Origin of the sequence: Actinophytocola oryzae, assembly GCF_004364325.1 — a bacterium.
Taxonomy (GTDB): domain Bacteria; phylum Actinomycetota; class Actinomycetes; order Mycobacteriales; family Pseudonocardiaceae; genus Actinophytocola; species Actinophytocola oryzae.
The window spans coordinates 417,186-433,220 of record NZ_SOCP01000004.1 but is presented as its reverse complement, the minus strand read 5'-3'; the positions used below and the strand labels follow the sequence as shown (position 1 = coordinate 433,220).

The 16,035-nt window shown below is 69.7% G+C and carries 16 protein-coding genes and 2 pseudogenes; 11 read left to right on the top strand and 7 right to left on the bottom strand.

What is annotated here, in order from left to right; all coding sequences use genetic code 11:
* Window positions 1-60: 60 nt before the first annotated feature.
* Window positions 61-1,038, top strand: a complete 978-nt coding sequence (locus CLV71_RS12970) for a terpene synthase family protein (RefSeq protein ID WP_133902952.1) — start codon at window positions 61-63, stop codon at window positions 1,036-1,038.
* A gap of 55 nt (window positions 1,039-1,093) precedes the next feature.
* Here the strand turns inward: CLV71_RS12970 and CLV71_RS12965 are convergent, their stop codons facing one another.
* Window positions 1,094-1,633 carry a hypothetical protein gene (locus CLV71_RS12965; protein ID WP_133902951.1) on the bottom strand — a complete coding sequence of 180 codons (540 nt, stop codon included), beginning with the start codon at window positions 1,631-1,633 and terminating at the stop codon, window positions 1,094-1,096.
* A 246-nt stretch (window positions 1,634-1,879) separates the two neighbouring features.
* Entirely contained in the window at window positions 1,880-2,080 is a 201-nt protein-coding gene (locus CLV71_RS49250; protein WP_243866400.1) for a helix-turn-helix domain-containing protein, read from the bottom strand.
* 48 nt (window positions 2,081-2,128) lie between these two features.
* Between CLV71_RS49250 and CLV71_RS49245 the strand changes: the two are divergent.
* Window positions 2,129-2,443 (top strand): annotated as a pseudogene (locus CLV71_RS49245) (ABC transporter permease); the annotation flags it as partial.
* Window positions 2,444-2,846: 403 nt separating this feature from the next.
* Window positions 2,847-3,416, top strand: coding sequence for a PH domain-containing protein (locus CLV71_RS12950; RefSeq protein ID WP_208297535.1), 570 nt, complete (start codon window positions 2,847-2,849; stop codon window positions 3,414-3,416).
* Window positions 3,417-3,531: 115 nt separating this feature from the next.
* Here the strand turns inward: CLV71_RS12950 and infA are convergent, their stop codons facing one another.
* The 3 genes from infA to CLV71_RS12935 all read right to left on the bottom strand — a co-directional run bounded on the left by infA (window position 3,532) and on the right by CLV71_RS12935 (window position 6,608).
* A complete protein-coding gene (infA, locus tag CLV71_RS12945) occupies window positions 3,532-3,756 on the bottom strand; it encodes a translation initiation factor IF-1 (RefSeq protein WP_133902950.1) in 225 nt (74 codons plus the stop codon).
* Window positions 3,757-3,788: 32 nt separating this feature from the next.
* The gene (locus CLV71_RS12940; RefSeq protein WP_133902949.1) at window positions 3,789-4,586 is read right to left on the bottom strand and encodes a GNAT family N-acetyltransferase; all 798 of its coding nucleotides are present in this window, start codon (window positions 4,584-4,586) and stop codon (window positions 3,789-3,791) included.
* Window positions 4,587-4,763: 177 nt separating this feature from the next.
* Window positions 4,764-6,608, bottom strand: coding sequence for a protein kinase domain-containing protein (locus tag CLV71_RS12935; protein WP_133902948.1), 1,845 nt, complete (start codon window positions 6,606-6,608; stop codon window positions 4,764-4,766).
* Window positions 6,609-6,948: 340 nt separating this feature from the next.
* Between CLV71_RS12935 and CLV71_RS12930 the strand changes: the two genes are divergently transcribed.
* The 7 genes and pseudogenes from CLV71_RS12930 to CLV71_RS47610 all read left to right on the top strand — a co-directional run bounded on the left by CLV71_RS12930 (window position 6,949) and on the right by CLV71_RS47610 (window position 12,819).
* Window positions 6,949-7,128, top strand: a complete 180-nt coding sequence (locus CLV71_RS12930) for a hypothetical protein (RefSeq protein ID WP_133902947.1) — start codon at window positions 6,949-6,951, stop codon at window positions 7,126-7,128.
* Window positions 7,129-7,140: 12 nt separating this feature from the next.
* Entirely contained in the window at window positions 7,141-7,824 is a 684-nt protein-coding gene (locus CLV71_RS12925; RefSeq protein ID WP_133902946.1) for a hypothetical protein, read from the top strand.
* Complete coding sequence (locus tag CLV71_RS12920) at window positions 7,821-8,738, top strand: DUF6895 family protein (RefSeq protein ID WP_133902945.1); 918 nt, start codon at window positions 7,821-7,823, stop codon at window positions 8,736-8,738. The genes CLV71_RS12925 and CLV71_RS12920 overlap by 4 nt, the downstream gene beginning before the upstream one ends.
* Window positions 8,735-9,757: a serine hydrolase domain-containing protein gene (locus CLV71_RS12915; protein WP_133902944.1), complete on the top strand. Its 1,023-nt coding sequence runs from the start codon at window positions 8,735-8,737 to the stop codon at window positions 9,755-9,757. The genes CLV71_RS12920 and CLV71_RS12915 overlap by 4 nt, the downstream gene beginning before the upstream one ends.
* Window positions 9,758-9,814: 57 nt before the next feature.
* Complete coding sequence (locus CLV71_RS12910; protein ID WP_424923878.1) at window positions 9,815-11,344, top strand: amidase; 1,530 nt, start codon at window positions 9,815-9,817, stop codon at window positions 11,342-11,344.
* A gap of 92 nt (window positions 11,345-11,436) precedes the next feature.
* Window positions 11,437-11,604, top strand: a pseudogene (locus CLV71_RS50630) (UDP binding domain-containing protein); the annotation flags it as partial.
* A gap of 342 nt (window positions 11,605-11,946) precedes the next feature.
* Window positions 11,947-12,819: a DMT family transporter gene (locus CLV71_RS47610; protein ID WP_166664068.1), complete on the top strand. Its 873-nt coding sequence runs from the start codon at window positions 11,947-11,949 to the stop codon at window positions 12,817-12,819.
* Here the strand turns inward: CLV71_RS47610 and CLV71_RS12900 are convergent.
* Both CLV71_RS12900 and CLV71_RS12895 read right to left on the bottom strand, forming a co-directional pair.
* Window positions 12,816-13,439 (bottom strand): response regulator, encoded by a 624-nt coding sequence (locus CLV71_RS12900; protein ID WP_133902941.1) that lies wholly within the window; start codon window positions 13,437-13,439, stop codon window positions 12,816-12,818. The genes CLV71_RS47610 and CLV71_RS12900 overlap by 4 nt on opposite strands.
* Window positions 13,436-14,539 carry a sensor histidine kinase gene (locus tag CLV71_RS12895; RefSeq protein WP_133902940.1) on the bottom strand — a complete coding sequence of 368 codons (1,104 nt, stop codon included), beginning with the start codon at window positions 14,537-14,539 and terminating at the stop codon, window positions 13,436-13,438. Before CLV71_RS12895 ends, CLV71_RS12900 begins: the two co-directional genes overlap by 4 nt.
* A 109-nt stretch (window positions 14,540-14,648) precedes the next feature.
* Here CLV71_RS12895 and CLV71_RS12890 point away from each other — a divergent pair, with 109 nt between their 5' ends.
* Entirely contained in the window at window positions 14,649-16,007 is a 1,359-nt protein-coding gene (locus CLV71_RS12890) for an alpha/beta hydrolase (RefSeq protein ID WP_133902939.1), read from the top strand.
* Window positions 16,008-16,035 lie beyond the last annotated feature (28 nt).

Genomic DNA, 16,035 nt, shown 5'->3' with positions numbered 1-16,035 from the left:
ACAGGTGCCCGGCGACGGACGGGGGATCTCACTGTGGTGGCAACCCGCTGGACTCCTGCGGTGCACTGGCTCGGGGAACAGGCACCGGACTCGGATCTCGTGATCAGATGTCCTTTTCCCGCCCGCCTGAACCCACATTTCGACCAGCTCGTCGTCGACACCGAGCAGTGGTTCGTCGAACAGGACGTCTTCTCCGGCTGCGCGGACGCCGACCGCCTTACCAGGCAGTTCCTCAACTTCCAGGGCGCCGAGGAGCACGCACGGATGTGGCCGGACGCCGACTATCCCGGTCTCTGGCTGGCAGGCCGATTACTCTCCCACATGTCGTGCCTCGACGACTTTCTCGACGAGATCTGGGGCCCAGACCAGGACGAACACGCCGCCCACGTCGTGGGGCTGATCACCGACATCCTCACCGGCAAGGCCACTTCGGCCGAGGTGGCAGCCGAGCCGCTCGCGGCGCTTCTGGACTCGCTGTGGACCGAGACCCAGTCGGTCGCGCCGGACCACTGGCTGGACCGGGCCGCGCGGATCCACCTGGCGTATCTGGAAACGAGCATGGACGAGCGCACGCACCGCGCGGCGAGCTCGGTGCCGACGACGGCGCAGTACGTGACGTCCCGCCACTACAACGGAGGCATGTTCTACGCCGCCGCCCTCATCGAGCTGGCGAACGAGGCCTGGCTGCCGGAGGAGTTGTCCGGTCGCCCGGAGATCACCGACCTCGCACTGCGGCTCAGCAACGCGAGCACGTGGGCCAACGACCTGTTCTCCTACCAGCGGGAAGTCGCCCACGGCACCGGCGCCAACCTCGGGGTGGTGCTGACGACACACGAGGGCCTGACCGGCGAAGAAGCGGTGACCAAGATCGTCGAACTGGTCAACGCCGAACTGCTCACCCTGGACTTCCTGTGCGACGCGGCGGCCGCCCTGCCGGAACCGGCGGACCGCTACGCGAAAGGCGTGCGTGCGCTGGCATCCGGGCTGATGTACTGGATGGCCACGACCGCCCGCTACGAACCGACGCCGAGCGCCTGAGACGACTGCGTGTCGTGGGTGGCAGAGGTGGTAGGGCGCATTGCCGAGAGTGCTGTCAGTAGAAACTGATGGCCAGGACGGGCACGGTCAGCGTTTGGAGGCCGACGATCGCGCAGTCCAGGTTGGGCACGGGAGCGGGCACGACGGTGTTGTTGGCACTGTCACCGACGAGTGGTCCCGAGGTCACGTCGATGCCGACGAGTACGGGCAGAGACGACAACTGCGTGCTGAGCAGGACGTTGATGTCGGAGGTCTCACCGGTGTCCCAGGTGACCTGACCGGTCAGCGGCATGTCCAGGATGAGGCCGCAGGGGTTGATGCCCGGGGCGGCGGTGACGGTGCCGGAGGCGGCGATGGTGGCTCGGGTCAGGCGGCCGTAGCTGGTCAGGGAGACACATCCGGTCAGGTTCGCGTACCCGTTGACGCTCGAGGACTGGCCGGCTTTGAGAGGCGGGGTGAAGGTGAGATACGCGGCGTTGAGGGCACAGGTGAGATCGCCCAGTGCGGCCTGCGCGGTCGGCGGAGCCAGAACGGTGGGTGCGGTCACCGTGGTCATTGTCAGAGCGACGGCGGCGATCTTGGTGCGAAAGGACATGATGGTCTCCTCACCACAGGGACCTTGGTGGCGTGACGACCGCCACCATCCAACGAGTATGCGCCGCCATTAGCGCAGCGTCCAGAACCAAATCTGGCCACCAATGATCGGGAAAGAGTAATATGGCATCGTCCGCCGCGAACTAGTTATCTTGATTGTGCGTTTGTATGCCACGCGCCGGGGCTGACAGCGGCATCCTTTCATGCGGGTGCGACACAAAGGACCGCGCGTTTGCTGGGCGGTGCTTCAGAAATCCGCGGTCTGGCCGGTTGATCTGGCGTACTCGGCGGGTGACTGGCCGTACCGCTTCCAGAAGGCGCGGATGAAACGGCTGCTGTCCGCGAAATGCCAACGTGCCGCGACTTCGGTGACAGTGAGCCGACCAAGGCGCTCCACCAGTTCGCGTCGGGCGCTTTCCAGTCTGGCGCCACGGATATAGGCGGTCACCGACTCGTCGGTGGTCGCGAACGCGCGTTGCGTGGTGCGGGTCGAGACGGCCTGGCCGGCGTCGCCCTCCTGGTCGGCGGCGTGGACGTGGCCAACACGATGGTGATCTCCGTCCTGGAACGCAAACGCGAGATCGGCCTGCGACGGGCGCTGGGCAACACCCGGGGCCAGATACGGACCCAGTTCTTCACGGAGTCCGTCGTGCTGTGCCTGCTCGGTGGCCTGACCGGCTCGGCGTTGGGCGTCCTGGGCACGGCGACCTACGCCGCGTCCCGCGACTGGCCCGCGACCATCCCGCCTGCGGTGGTACTGGGTGGCGTCAGCTCGGCGCTGGCCATCGGGGTGCTCGCCGCCGAGCCGCCTCCCGACGCGACCACGGACGTCTTCGTGTCCATGCCGCCACTGCCGTTCGAGTACGAAGGGCGGGAGGTCGTGGCCCAGTTCTTCGAGAGGCTGTTCGGCGCCGACCGCAGGTTCGACCTCGTGCCGACCCGGGCCAACGGCCAGCCCGCGTTCGGTGCCTACCTGCGCTCGTCCAGCGGCGTCAGCCACGGGACCGGCGTGTACGTCATCACCCTCGCCGGGGAGCGGATCAGTGCCATGACCCGTTTCGAGAACAGCGTGTTTCCCTCCTTCGGGCTGCCGAGGTCGCTTGGCCCGAGCCGGTGAGGTGTGGGTCGCAGTCGGCCGTGTCGGGGCGCCGCGGAATGGGCTGGGCCCGGTAACGCTCCTCCGCGTTCGCCGATGAGGAGGTAAGCGATCAAGCATGGGGGATGGCATGACGGATGGTTCGCGGCCGGACATCCAGGCCGCGAAGGACAAGATGCAGACTCGGCTGGGCGCGGGTCGAGAGATGAAGCGACTCACGAACCACCTGTGGGAACACGAGTCGGTGCACCTGATGGCCGCCGGGCGTTACGGCGGTGGCACGGGTCTCGTGGTGTTGACCGATCGCAGGCTGCTGTTCGTGATGGATGGCATGACCCGAAAGACGATCGAGGACTTTCCCATGGACAAGATCTCGTCCGTCCAGTGGAGCTCTGGCATGGTCCTCGGTACGTTGGCGATCTTCGCTTCGGGCAACAAGGCTGACATCGACCAGATGAACAAGAAGGATGGCAAGCAGATCGCGGACGCCGTGCGAGCGCGGCTCGCACGTCCGGCCCCGGCGCCGATCCAGCCTGCGCCAATGATCCATCACGCGCCACCCGTGCCCGCCGCGAACGCTCCGGATGTCTACGAACAGCTACGCAAGCTCGGGGAGCTGCGAGACCTCGGCGTGGTGACGTCCGACGAGTTCGAGGCGAAGAAGCACGAGCTCCTGTCCCGAATCTGAGGACCGCGTGCCACGTACGGCGTGCTGATGCCTGGAAGGTCGAGGGGTGACAGCACTGTCGGCGGACGACGTCGAATCGTCCGCCGACAGTGTTGTCAGGCCTGGTTCCGCGTCGTCAGTTCCGGTAGCGGAAGAGGATGCGGCCTCGGGACAGGTCGTACGGGGTCAGCTCGACCAGTACGCGGTCGTACGGGAGGATCTTGATGTAGTTCTTCCTGATCTTCCCGCTGATGTGTGCCAGTACCTTGTGGCCGTTCTCCAGCTCTACCGTGAAGTTGGCGTTGCGTAGGCACTCGACCACGACACCTTCCACTTCGATGCCGCTTTTTGCTTTTACCATTTTTCTCGTTTCTCCGGGGTGCGCTCGGGGGGTTACGCGAGGACCAGTTCGAGGTTGCTGCTCGCGCGTCGGGCGCCTACGCCGTCGAACAGTGCCGTGGCCGCCGCGTTGGACTCGTGTACCTCGGCCGTCGCCCTTGCGACTCCGGCCTGGTGCAGCGAACCCAGTACGTGGGTCAGCAGTGCCCTGGCGATACCGCGACGGTGCTGGTCGGCTCGGACCGCTATCAGTCCGATCCTTGGTTGACGGATCCTCGGCGCCAGTCGGACCAGGCCCACGTAGTGGTCGGCCTTCGCCGCCACCGCGTACTTCGACGGGTCCAGCACTGTCACGCCGGCCGGGAGGTGCAGTACCTCGGCAGGCATCTCCTGCCAGCCGACCGTGGCCCCGACCTCGTCGCGGATCGTTCGGTCCAGCGCCCGCAGCGGGCCCTCCTCCGCCTCGCCCATGGCGATGATCCTCACGTCCGCCGGCGGCCGCGACGTGCCGAGTCCGGTGACTTGCGGGTCCGTGGGTACGACGTACTCCCACTCGCGGCGGCGCGTCCTGAAGCCGGCCCGTTCCCAGTTGGACGTCAGGTCCACGTCGGCCTCGTCGACCAACGTGTACAGCGGTCTCGACAGGACCGTCAGCATGGCACCCGCGAGCCTGTCGAAGACCTGGTCGTGCCACGCGTCGGTGCTGAGGAAGAGTCGGCCGTCCGGTCTGCGGGAGGCCTCGCCTCGGCCGACCACGCGGCCGTCCTCCACGGCGTGCCACTGCGTGTCCGCGACGCGCGTGATCTCGACGGTGTGCTCGCCTGTTGCCGAGGTGAAATGCACAGAGTTCATAGGTGGTCACCTTTCGGGAATGCCCTGTCAGGCGCTCCCGGCGACACCTACGTCAATCGCCCGACCGTGAAGACGAGGGGAGCACCCACGTCGAACCAGCGTTCATGGGTCTCACCTCCTCGAGTCGTGTCACGGCTCTGGGCACGCTACCAGCTCGCGCGGCGCCCGCCCAACCGATTACTTCGGCGGCAACGCGGCGGCTGCCGCGGTGGCCAGGGCCGTCGCCTTCTGGCACGTCGGCAGGTCCCCGGCCTTGTGCTCGCTCACGGTCACCTGCAGCATCTCGGCGACCGTGCGCCCGTACTGCCCGTGGTAGGTGCGGTTCATCACATTGACCACGCAGGTACCGTGGCCGTCTCCTTCCGGGCTGACGAAGGCTTCCCGGTCCGTGATCGTGGTCGGTTGCCCATCGGTCGCGTCCATGGGCTCCGACTGGTCGAAACGTACGTCCACCTCGATGGCGTCGGTGGTGCTGCGCCACCGGCATTGCCATCGTCCGTAGCCGATGTCGGGTGTGGCGGCGTCGACACCGGGGATCTCGGCGGCGAGGGCATCGCCCTTGAGTAGCGAGCACGCGTCGAGGTGGGCCAGCGAGCCGTCGCGGAAGGATCGTCGCGGAAGGACCTGGCCTGCCTGGCGCAGCCGATCAAGGCTGCGCGCCGCGACGTCAGCGGCGACATCGGCGAACACGCACAGGTCCGTGCTGCCCGGGTCGTCGTGGAAGTCGACATTCACAATGACAGATGTACCGCCGTCGCTGGGAGTGAGGGGCAGCCCGCGCACGCATGCGTCGCTCTCGGGCGGCCAACCGACGATCTCGAACTCACCCACGTGCCGGGCGGGGACGACGCCCTCCTCCAACGGCTTCTCCTCGAACTGCACCTCGACATCGACTGGTGCGTCGAATCCCGGGGAGACGATGACGTCACATCTCTGGAAGTTGCCGTACGCCCGATCCAGCATCGTGCTCCCGAACCGGCTGAAGGCAGTGGCATCGATGAGGGCGCACGGGTCGGCGGTGCGCGGGTCCCCGAGAACCCCGTCCGTCGCCGAGGCGGCATCGTCGCGCGTGACCAGCGACACGAACCACGCGGTCGACGCGAACACCACGACTGCCAACGCCGACACGGCCAAGCGTCGCCACAGCCGGCCGCGACCCGTTCGTTCGGCCCTGTCCGCCGCTCGTGCCAGCAGCGCCGCGGCGTCGGCCGCGCTTGGCCGGGCCGCCACCTCGGGCCGGAGCATCGCGGACAGTGCGTCGTGGATCGGGCCCAGATCAGCGGTTGTCCCGAGCCTGTCGCGTCTGGCCCACCATGGTCGCGCGGTCGACTTCGGTCCTATGTGGACTGGAGGCCAACCGGTCATCAGCGCGTACAGGGTGCAGCCGAGGGAGTACACGTCGGACTCCGGTCGGGGCGTGCCGTGCAGCTTCACTTCCGGAGCCGCGTACCCCGGGGTCAGCCAGATATTGGCGCGTGCGGTCGTGTTGTCGTCGAGCCGGAGTGCCGTCCCGAAGTCACCGAGTTTGACATTGTCGCCGTCCGGGGACCAGAACAGGTTTCCCGGTTTGACGTCGCCGTGAATGATGTTCTTCGCGTGTACGGCGGCGAGCGCGGTCGCTATCTGCCTTCCGTAAACCGCCGCCTCCCCTGGCGACAGCAACGCCTCCTCGCCCTTGCTCGCGTTCTTCATCACCGCGGCGAGGCTCCCACCGGACACCCATTCCATCACCAGCCAGTACCCGGCTTCCTCACCAGCGCTGTCGACGGGCACGACGTCGTAGAGCGTGACCACGTGGCTGTGGTTCAACTCGATCAGGGCGCTGCGTTCGCGCTGCAACTGCCGGAAAACCTCGAGTCCGTGCCGGTCGAACCGGGCACGTTTCAACGCGACCAGGCGGTCGTCCAGGTTCCGGTCCCTGGCCTGCCAAACCTCACCGGATCCACCCCTGAACGGGCCGTCCGTCAGCACATAGCGCATGGCGACGACCATGCCTTCGGACATCACGAACTCGTCTGTCACCTGGGCCCCCGACACGCGTCAAATCACTCGCTCGGCGTGACAGTAGCGCAGGGCGAAATTCGTTCGTAGGTGTGCACGGCACATCGGCTACACCGAAATACGGCGACGCGAGAGGGCTATTACTTACCGTGCGTCAGCAATACTCACAAATGTCCGACCACTCCGGACCGACGAGGGCACTTTACGCAATGGAGTCGGTCGTCGGACTCGGTCGCTGGATCGTGGGTGGTTCGTCGCTCGTTCGGTGGGTTTGGCTAGCCACCGGGATCTCGGTGTGGTGCGTTGGAGCCATTGCCACACGGTGGAGGTTCCGCCGGAGGTGAGTGAGGAGTTGATCCGTATGACCGCTGCTGTCGAGACGATCGCGACGACGTACACCGACGAGGTGTCCGCCGAGGTCACGGCGCTGTTGGAGGCACCGGAACGCGCTGACGACCTCCGCGACCTCAGGATGCTCAACGGTCCGTTGGTACAGATCGGCTCGTTGTCCCCCTCGGGGCCCCGCAAGCCCAAGAAGTGACCGGCCACGCGGATGGACACGAGTGGCCGCGTAACTGACGCGGTCCAGGAGTGCGCGTCGGCCGTGGTGTCCGTGCTGCGGGACGGACACCACGGCCGCGCGGTGCAGCTGATCGCGGACCCGACCGACACGGTACGGGTCGCGGCGGTGCGTGTGCTGGGTGCGGACGTGCTCGCACCACACGCCCTGCTGGGGCACGAGACGGCGGCCGGTGACCTGGAGGCCGCGCGAGCCGCGGTGGCGGCCTTCGCGCCTGGGCCGACCGCACCGGTGACGACGTTCTGGACGTACTGGGGACTGTGTGACGCGGTGCGCTCGATCGAGCCGCTCGGGAGACGGGAGGCGCCGGTGGCGCGACCGGACGCGGCGTGGGTGCGGGACGTGCCGTGGCCGGAGTTGGCGCACCGGCTGGCTCTGCTGGCCGCGCTCGCGACGCCCGGCTCGGGTGACGCGCTCACCCGTGAGCTGTCGACGCGGGTGTCCGATGTGGCCAGGGGCTTCGCGTGGGCGGTCCGTCGCCGGGACTGGCTGCAGGCAGCGGGAGTGGGCCGGTGGCTGACGCTGCTGGACGGCGTGCCCCGGTCGCTGAGCCTGGACACCGGCCTGGAGTTCGTGCGACACCTGGGTGCCGACGCGGACGCGCGGGTCGACCTGCACGTCCAGGCGGCACGGATGATCCGCGAGGCGCACCGATGACCGACGACACCGCCATGGTGCACCGGACCGGGATGCGGGCGTGGGAGTGGGTGGACACCCACCGCGAGCGTTTTCGGCCCTGTCCCGAGGAGAAGGCCGACTCCACCTCGACGGCATGGCTGAAACCGGTGGGAGAGCTGGCGTTGGTGGCCGGCGTGCTCGTGCGGGAAGGCGTCACCGGGTCCCGCCACGCCGCCAGCGCCCGGCAGCTGCTGGACTTCGCGTGGCACGACCTCCTCGAGGGTGGCGACCTGCTGGATCGCTGCCAACGCGAGAACGCACCGGCACCCGGCCCCGCCGAGATCTACGCCTCCTTCCACGACCGGGGATATCGGCATCCACGACTGGAGGAAAGCCTGCGGGTGCTGGTGTCCGGGCTGCGGGCACCGTCCGTGGTGGAGATCTCGCCCCTCCGTCGGCTGTCCGTGGCCACCGCCGAGCACCAGCTCGGGATGCGCTCCTCGGACGATCTCGAACGTCTCCTCCGGGACACCTGGCTGGGGCGCCTACCCGAACCGTGGCTGGTCGACCAGGTCGTCGCGTACACCATCACCCACACCGTCTTCTACCTCACCGACTGGGGCACCCACCCCGACCGGCTCCCTGCCGAGATCGCCGAGTACCTCCAGCTGTGGATGCCGGTGTGGAAGCGTGACTGCGCCCGGCGGCGGCTGTGGGACCTGCTCGGGGAATGGCTCGTCGTCGACGCCTGCCTGCCCGATCCGGTGCTGGACACCGAGCACTGGCGGATGCTCGCCTCGGTACAGACCCCGGAGGGTGCGCTACCCGACGAGGGGGACCTCCCCGTCGGGGACAGCCAGGCGGTCTTCGACGCCGCCTACCATCCCACCCTGGTCACCGCGTTCGCCGCGACCCTCGCGACCTCACGCGCGCTGACGGCCATGCTCGCGTGAACCCGACACCGGCACGACAGCTCCAGGACGCCGCCGACTCCGTCAGGGCACCCGACGTGGTGTTCGGTCTCACGCATCACGGTGACCGCACCATCGTCACCTCCGGCACCGCCGAGGAACCCGCGGCAGGGCGGGAGAACCTCCGTTACGAGATCGGCTCGGTGTCGAAGACGTTCATGGGTCTGCTGCTGGCCGGGCTCGTCCACGACGGGCACCTTCGCTACGACACCCCCGTCACCGCCTGTCTGCCGACGCCGACAGGCCCCTCGGCGCCCGAGACGATCAGCCTGGTGCACCTGTGCACCCACACCGCCGGCCTGCCCGGCATGCCCGACCTGCGTGGCGTCGTGGGGTTCTACCTGTCCGGGCGGACCACCAGTCCCTACGCCGACTACTCCCGCCAGCGACTACTGGACGCCTTCCACCAACACCGCGGCCGCCACGCTCCCGGACACCGTTGGCGCTACTCCAACTTCGGCGCGGCCGTGCTCGGCCACGCCCTCGCGCACACGGCGGGCACGTGCTACGAAGACCTGCTGTCCGAACGTGTGCTGCGTCCGCTGGGACTTCGGCACACCCGGACCGCCCCAGGACAGGACGGCGCGGACGCCGTCGGCCACCGCGACGCGGGCACCCCCGTCGACCACATCGAACTCAACGGGTTCGCGCCGGCCGGTGCCGTCCGCGCCACCCCGGACGACCTGCTGACCTACCTCGAGGCCCACCTCTGTCCCGACACCACGCCGCTGGACGCCGCCCTCCACGCCGTGCGTGCCACCCACACCGCGCCCCGGCCCCGCCGCGCCCCCGACCGCACCCTGACCTGGTTCTGCCACGAAAGCCGGCACGGACCGATCTACTTCCACGGCGGCGCCACCCTCGGCCACCACGTGTACCTCGGCTACCGACCCGCCACCCACACGGCCCTGATCGGGCTCGCCACCCGCCGCCACACCCTGCGCCACAACCTCGTCGACACCGCACACCAACTCCTCGCCGGGCTCGACCAGAGTGGTTGACGGCCGCGCGGGTAAACGCTTAGCTGCGGTGTGCGATTTTCGCGAGTTTCCTCGGTTCTGTTGGCAATCGCCATCGCGGCGGCGGCGCCGTCCGCCGAGGCCAGTGCCGCGCGGCCACAGCTCGACCTCGACTCGGCCACCATCCCCGGCCTGCAGGCGCTGATGGACCGGGGCAGGCTCACGTCGGTGGAGCTGACCACGGCCTACCTCGACCGGATCCGCACGGTGGACCGCAGGATCCACGCCGTGCTCGCGGTCGACCGGACGGCCCTGTCGCAGGCCGCGGCGAGCGACCGGCGCAGGCGGACCGGCCACACCCGTGGACCGCTCGACGGGATTCCGGTGCTGCTCAAGGACAACATCGACACCGGAGGGCTCGACACGACGGCGGGGTCGCGGGCGTTGCTCGCCGCGCCGCCGGCCGTGGACGCCACCGTCGTTCGCAGGCTCCGTGCGGGCGGTGCGGTGATCCTCGGCAAGACCAACCTGTCCGAGTGGGCGAACTTCCGCTCCACCAACGCCACCTCCGGCTGGTCGGGCGTCGGCGGCCAGACCAACAACCCCTACGTGCTCGACCGCAACCCGTGCGGCTCGTCGTCCGGGTCGGGGGCGGGGGTCGCGGCATCGCTCGCGCAGGTCGCCATCGGCACCGAGACCGACGGGTCGATCGTGTGCCCGGCGGGCAACAACGGGGTCGTCGGCCACAAGCCCTCGCTCGGGCTGGTCAGCCGCACCGGCATCGCACCGATCTCCGCCGAGCAGGACACCGCCGGACCGATGGCGAGGCACGTGGTGGACGCCGCGATCACCATGTCGGTGCTCCAGGGCCGGGACCGCGAGGACCCGGCGACCGCGAACTACCCGGCGAACCAGCCGACCGACTACGCGAAGCTGCTGCGGCCCGGTGCGCTGCGGGGTGCGCGCATCGGCGTCTGGCGGCAGGCGGGCATCGACCCGGACGTGGACCGCGTGGTCGCCCGCTCGGTGGCGACCCTGCGGGCAGGGGGCGCCACGGTGGTCGAGGTCGACATGCCCTACCGGGCGGAGTTCGGCGCAGCCGAGTCGCCCGCGCTGCTCAGCGAGTTCACCAGGGACCTGCCCGCGTACCTGGCACGCAGGCCAGGGGTGCCGAAGACGATCGCCGGGCTCGTCGAGTTCAACCGGCAGGACCCGGTGGAGCTGAGCAGGTTCGGCCAGGAGCTGTTCGAGCAGGCGTTGACCGTGCCCGGCACGGACGACCCGGCCTACCGCCAGTGGCGGGCCACCGCGACCTCGCTCGCCAGGCGCTCCATCGACGAGACGATGGCCGCGCACGACCTGGACGCGATCGTCTCCCCCACCAACGGGCCCGCGTGGCGCACCACGTACGGGCTCGGCGACCAGGGCTTCCTGCTGGAGTCCTCCGGCCCGGCGGCGGTGTCCGGCTACCCGAACGTCGCCGTGCCGGCCGGCTACGCCGGGGAGCTGCCGATCGGCATCTCCTTCTTCGCAGGCCGCTGGGACGACGCGACCGTGCTGTCACTCGCGGCCGCCTACGAGACCGCGAACCCGGTCCGCCACCCGCCCAGGTACCTGCCCACCGTCTGACCCGGTGGGCGGGACCGGCGCATGGCAGGTTCATGACAACGAGGACGCCCGGATGCTGGACGTGATCGCGGCGGCCAACACGATCCCCAAGGGCACCGGCCGTGGTCTCCGCACTCGAACAGTCGTGTGCCGAGGTGACGATCTTCGACCCGCTGGTGGACGCCCGGGAGGCAGAGGAGGTCTTCGGCATCACGCCTGCCCCGACCGTCGACGACGCCGTCAAGAACGCCGACTGCCTCGCGATCCTGGCTCTACACAAGGAGTTCCACGACACCGGCTCGGGGAGCGGCCCGTCGCGGAGTCGTTCCTCGTCTTCGACGGACGTGCCTACCACCCCAAGCAGAAGATCGCGTCGCCGCGCGGTCTCGGCTACACCTACCGCGGCGTCGGTCGATGACCAGGGCAGTGGTCACGGGTGGCAGCGGCTTCCTCGGCCCGTCCGGCCATGCGAGCGCGATCCGAATGCCGCCACGCAAGGAGTTTGTCCGATATATCACTCATGGCGTTTGTCGGGCCCGTGTGGTGCTCACATCGTGCGGTCTCCGGCCGGGGTAGCCTGGTCGGCGGCCGATGATCGGCTCGACGCAAGGACGCTGCATGCCGTGACAGGGACCTCTGCTCGGGGGACGCTCCTCATCGGAGCCCTGGCGCTCGCGTGGGGGTCCAACTTCCTCTGGATCAAGGTCGCGCTGGCGGTGTTCAGCCCACTGCAGATCACCGCGGGACGGATGGTCCTCGGCGGCGTCGTGCTCCTGGCCATCATCGTCGTGCGACGGGAGAAACTGCCCTGGGACAGGCGTCTCTGGGGACACCTGTTCGTCGCGGCCCTCGTCGGCAACGCGGTGCCCTACCTGTCCTTCGCGCTCGGCGAGACCAGGGTCGACTCCGGGATCGCGGGCGCGCTCAACGCCACCACGCCACTGTGGACACTGGGCCTGTCCTACGTGTTCCGCCTCGCCGGACGGCTCACCGCCCTGCAGGTCGCGGGCCTGGCACTCGGGTTCGCGGGCAGCCTCATGATCTTCACCCCGTGGGACGCCGGGGCCGTGGACATCGTCGGCGCCGCGTTCTGCCTCCTCGCCGCGCTCAGCTACGGCGTCAGCTACCTCTACATGAGCCGCTACCTCGCCAACGAGGACATGAGCCCGACCGTGCTCTCCACCGGCCAGCTACTGGCGGCCAGCGTCCTCACCGTCGCGTGCCTGCCGTTCGACTCCTCGGGCGTGCCCGCCTGGTCGGTGGGACCGTGGCTCGCGCTCGTCGTCCTCGGGGTCGCCGGGTCAGGGCTCGCCTACGTCCTCAACTACGCCCTCATCAGGACCGAGGGTGCGGTCGGGGCCTCCGTGGTCACCTACCTGATCCCGGTCACCTCGCTGGGACTGGGCTTCCTCGTGCTGCGCGAGGGTGTGCCCCTGCTCTCCCTGCTCGGGGTCGCCGTCATCCTCGTCGGGGTCTGGGCCTCGCGCCGGGGTTAGGCACGCAGGGCCAGCACGGCCAGGCGGACCCGGTTGTCGGCGCCTGTCTTCGTCATCAGGTTCGTGACGTGGGTCTTCACCGTGCTGACGGCCACGTGCAGGCGGGCGGCGATCTCCGCGTTGGACAGGCCCTCCCCCACCAGGGCCAGGACGTCGCGTTCCCGGCCGGTCAGTGCGGGCAGGGCCGTCGACGGCTGGTGTGCGGCGACGGCCTTGCGCACCAGCCCGCGCAGCACCCCCGGGCTGAACGGGGACTCGCCCGCCGCGGTGCGACGGATGGCGTCGAGCAGCTCCTCCGGTGGGGCGTCCTTGCTCAGGAAGCCCTGCGCGCCGGCGGACAGTGCCGGGTACAGGTGCTCGTCGTCGTCGAAGGTGGTCAGCACCAGGATGCGGGCCGCCGGGGTCGCGGCCGTGATGCGCGCGGTGGCGGTGATGCCGTCCACGCCGGGCATCCTCAGGTCCATCAGCACCACGTCCGGGCCGAGGAGAGCCATGGCGCGGACCGCTTCCTCGCCGTTCTCCGCCTCCCCCACCACGACCAGGTCCGGGGTGCTCTCGCACAGCATCCTCAGCCCCGCCCGGACCAGCCGCTGGTCGTCCACCAGCAGGACCCGGATCACCGGTCCGTCCCGGCCGGGATCGTCACGGTCAGGTGCCAGCCGTCGTGTGCGGCCACCGACACCGCGCCGCCGAGCAGCTCCACCCGTTCGCGCATGCCCACCAGCCCGAAACCCCTGTCGGTGCGGCGGGAGGCGGCGCCGTTGTCCGCCACGACTATCCGCACGGTGTCGCCCGTGTGCACGGACACGGTCGCCTCGGCTCGCGGGCCCGCGTGTTTCACCACGTTCGTCAGGCCCTCCTGCACCACCCGGAGCACGGCGAGGCGGCGGATCGAGTCCAGGTCCGCCACCTGGGGATCTATGGTCGCGTCCACCGCGACACCCGCCGCCCGCGTGCGCTCCACCACCGCGGCCAGCGCGGTCGGCAGGCCACCCGCGTCGGCCATCGCGGCACCGGGGGCCTCGCCTGTCGACGTCGGGTCACGCAGCACTGTCATGAGGCGCCTGAGGTCCGCGAGACCGGCCCTGGTCGTGGTGTGGGCCTGCGCCAGCGCCGCGTCCACGCCTGCGTCGGCGCCCCGCAGGCTGTGCCTGGCCGCGCCCACCTGCACGGCGATCGACGCCAGGTGGTGTGCCACCAGGTCGTGCAGCTCACGGGCGATGGCCGTGCGTTCTGCCACACGGGCGGCCAGCACGGCCTCCTCCCTGCGCCGGTCCGCCGCGAGCGCCACCCGCAGCACCGAGCGGATGTACATGCCGAGCAACACCGGCGGCGCGGTCGTCACCAGCAGCGACATCGGGGTCAGCAGCGGGTGGAGGTGCGGTGCGTACAACCACAGCTGCGCCGCCACAGACACCGCCGTGCCGACCAGGCACGGCAGGCCGTCGCGGCGGATCCACAGCTCTCCCAGGGTGATCATCGCCATCAGGAAGACCATCGGCATCGCTGCCTGCGTGTTAGGCACCGCCAGCAGCAACCCCGACTGGACGACGGTCGCGGTGAGCGGGGCCAGGACACCGACGCCGGTCACGACCGCGGCGGTCATGCCGAGCAGCCAGTCGAGCGAGGTCGCCGGGACCAGTCCGTGCTGGGACACCAGATACGCGGCGATCACCGGAACGGGTAACACCCGAACCGGGAGCCATCGCAACGCCGTCACATGCCGACCCTAGGAACTGACGAGCGGCTCCGCCTCCTACCGCGGTAGGAGTCGTTCCTGGCCCGCGGTGGGAAGCGCGGGGCGGCGCAGGCCACCAGTGTTGACGCACATGAAGATCTGTCTGCTTTCCGCGTGCCTGGCCGCCTCGGTGCTCACGTCCCCGCCGCCCGGGTGGACGGCCTGTCAGGAGAACGCGGCCGTGTCCTGCGTGACGCTCGACGTGCCGGTCGACTGGGCCGATCCGGACGGCGAGAGGTTCGGGATGGCCGTCGCGCGGCATCCGGCCACCGGGGAACGGCACGGCACGGTCGTGTACCTGCCCGCCGGGCCGGGTAGCTCCGGGGTCGACGCCGTGACCGACGACCGGATACTCGACGTGCTGCTGCCCGCCGAGGTCGTCGAGCACTACGACGTCGTCGGCTTCGACCCGCGAGGCGTCCGGCGCAGCTCCCCCGTCCTGTGCGACGCCGGGCTCGTCGCCGCCATGGACCGGCCGGAACCGAGGAGCCAGGCCGAGTTCGACGAGCTGCTCGACGCACAGGCGGCCGTGGGCGCGGACTGTCGGCGACGGACCGGCCCGGTGTTCGACCACCTCGACAGCACGCAGGTCGCGCGGGACGTCGACGCGCTGCGGGCAGCGCTCGGCGAGGACCGGCTGAACGTGTACGCGTTGTCCTACGGCACCGTCGTCGGGCAGATGTACGCCGAGCGGTTCCCCCACCGGATCAGGACGATGGTGCTGGACGGCGTGTTCGACCACACCGTCGGCTCCGACCGGTTCGCGGTGACCGGCGCGCTCGCCGGGCAGGAGTCGTTCGACCGGTTCGTCGAGTGGTGTGCCGCCGACGCCGCGTGTGCGCTGCACGGCACCGACGTCCGCGCCCGCGTCGCCACGCTGTACGACCGCGCCGAGCAGGGCGCACTGCCGGACGGGATCGACCCCGCGGCACTCACCAGCCGCATCGTGTCGCCGCTGACCCGGCCGGACCTACCGGCGGTGGCCGCCGCGATCGCCGACCTCGAGGCGAGCGCGACGCGGTCGGCCGAGGGCGGGACCACGCCGCTGCCGATCTTCCTGCAGTGCGCCGACAACCGGAACGACACCCGCTCCTACGCCGACGCCACGCGGCTCGCGGCCCGGACCCGTGCCGTGGCACCGGATCTCCACACGTCCGCCTTCGACATCGCGAGCCTGTGCGTCAACCCGCCGGTGCCCGCCACGAACCCGCAACGACCACTGCACGCGCCCGACGTGCCACCGGTCATGGTGCTGAACTCCCGGTACGACGCGGCCACCCCCTACCAGGGAGCCAGGCACGTGGCCGAGCAACTACCGGGGTCGGTGCTCGTCACCTACGACGGTATGGGTCACGGTGCCGCCACCCGCAGCGCGTGCACTCGAGACGTCGTGGTCCGGTACTTCGGCGACACCCGGCTGCCCGAGCCGGGCACTCACTGCCTCGGCTAGGCTCGCGTCACCCGTTCGGGTTTTGGCC

Bases quoted from the DNA above. Each gene is read 5' to 3' on its own strand.
- CLV71_RS12950 (WP_208297535.1), top strand. From the start codon at position 2,847: ATGGGGGATGGCATGACGGATGGTTCGCGGCCGGACATCCAGGCCGCG.
- infA (WP_133902950.1), bottom strand. From the start codon at position 3,756: ATGGTAAAAGCAAAAAGCGGCATCGAAGTGGAAGGTGTCGTGGTCGAG.
- CLV71_RS12925 (WP_133902946.1), top strand. From the start codon at position 7,141: ATGGACACGAGTGGCCGCGTAACTGACGCGGTCCAGGAGTGCGCGTCG.
- CLV71_RS12920 (WP_133902945.1), top strand. From the start codon at position 7,821: ATGACCGACGACACCGCCATGGTGCACCGGACCGGGATGCGGGCGTGG.
- CLV71_RS12890 (WP_133902939.1), top strand. From the start codon at position 14,649: ATGAAGATCTGTCTGCTTTCCGCGTGCCTGGCCGCCTCGGTGCTCACG.
- CLV71_RS12930 (WP_133902947.1), top strand. From the start codon at position 6,949: ATGACCGCTGCTGTCGAGACGATCGCGACGACGTACACCGACGAGGTG.
- CLV71_RS12940 (WP_133902949.1), bottom strand. From the start codon at position 4,586: ATGAACTCTGTGCATTTCACCTCGGCAACAGGCGAGCACACCGTCGAG.
- CLV71_RS12965 (WP_133902951.1), bottom strand. From the start codon at position 1,633: ATGTCCTTTCGCACCAAGATCGCCGCCGTCGCTCTGACAATGACCACG.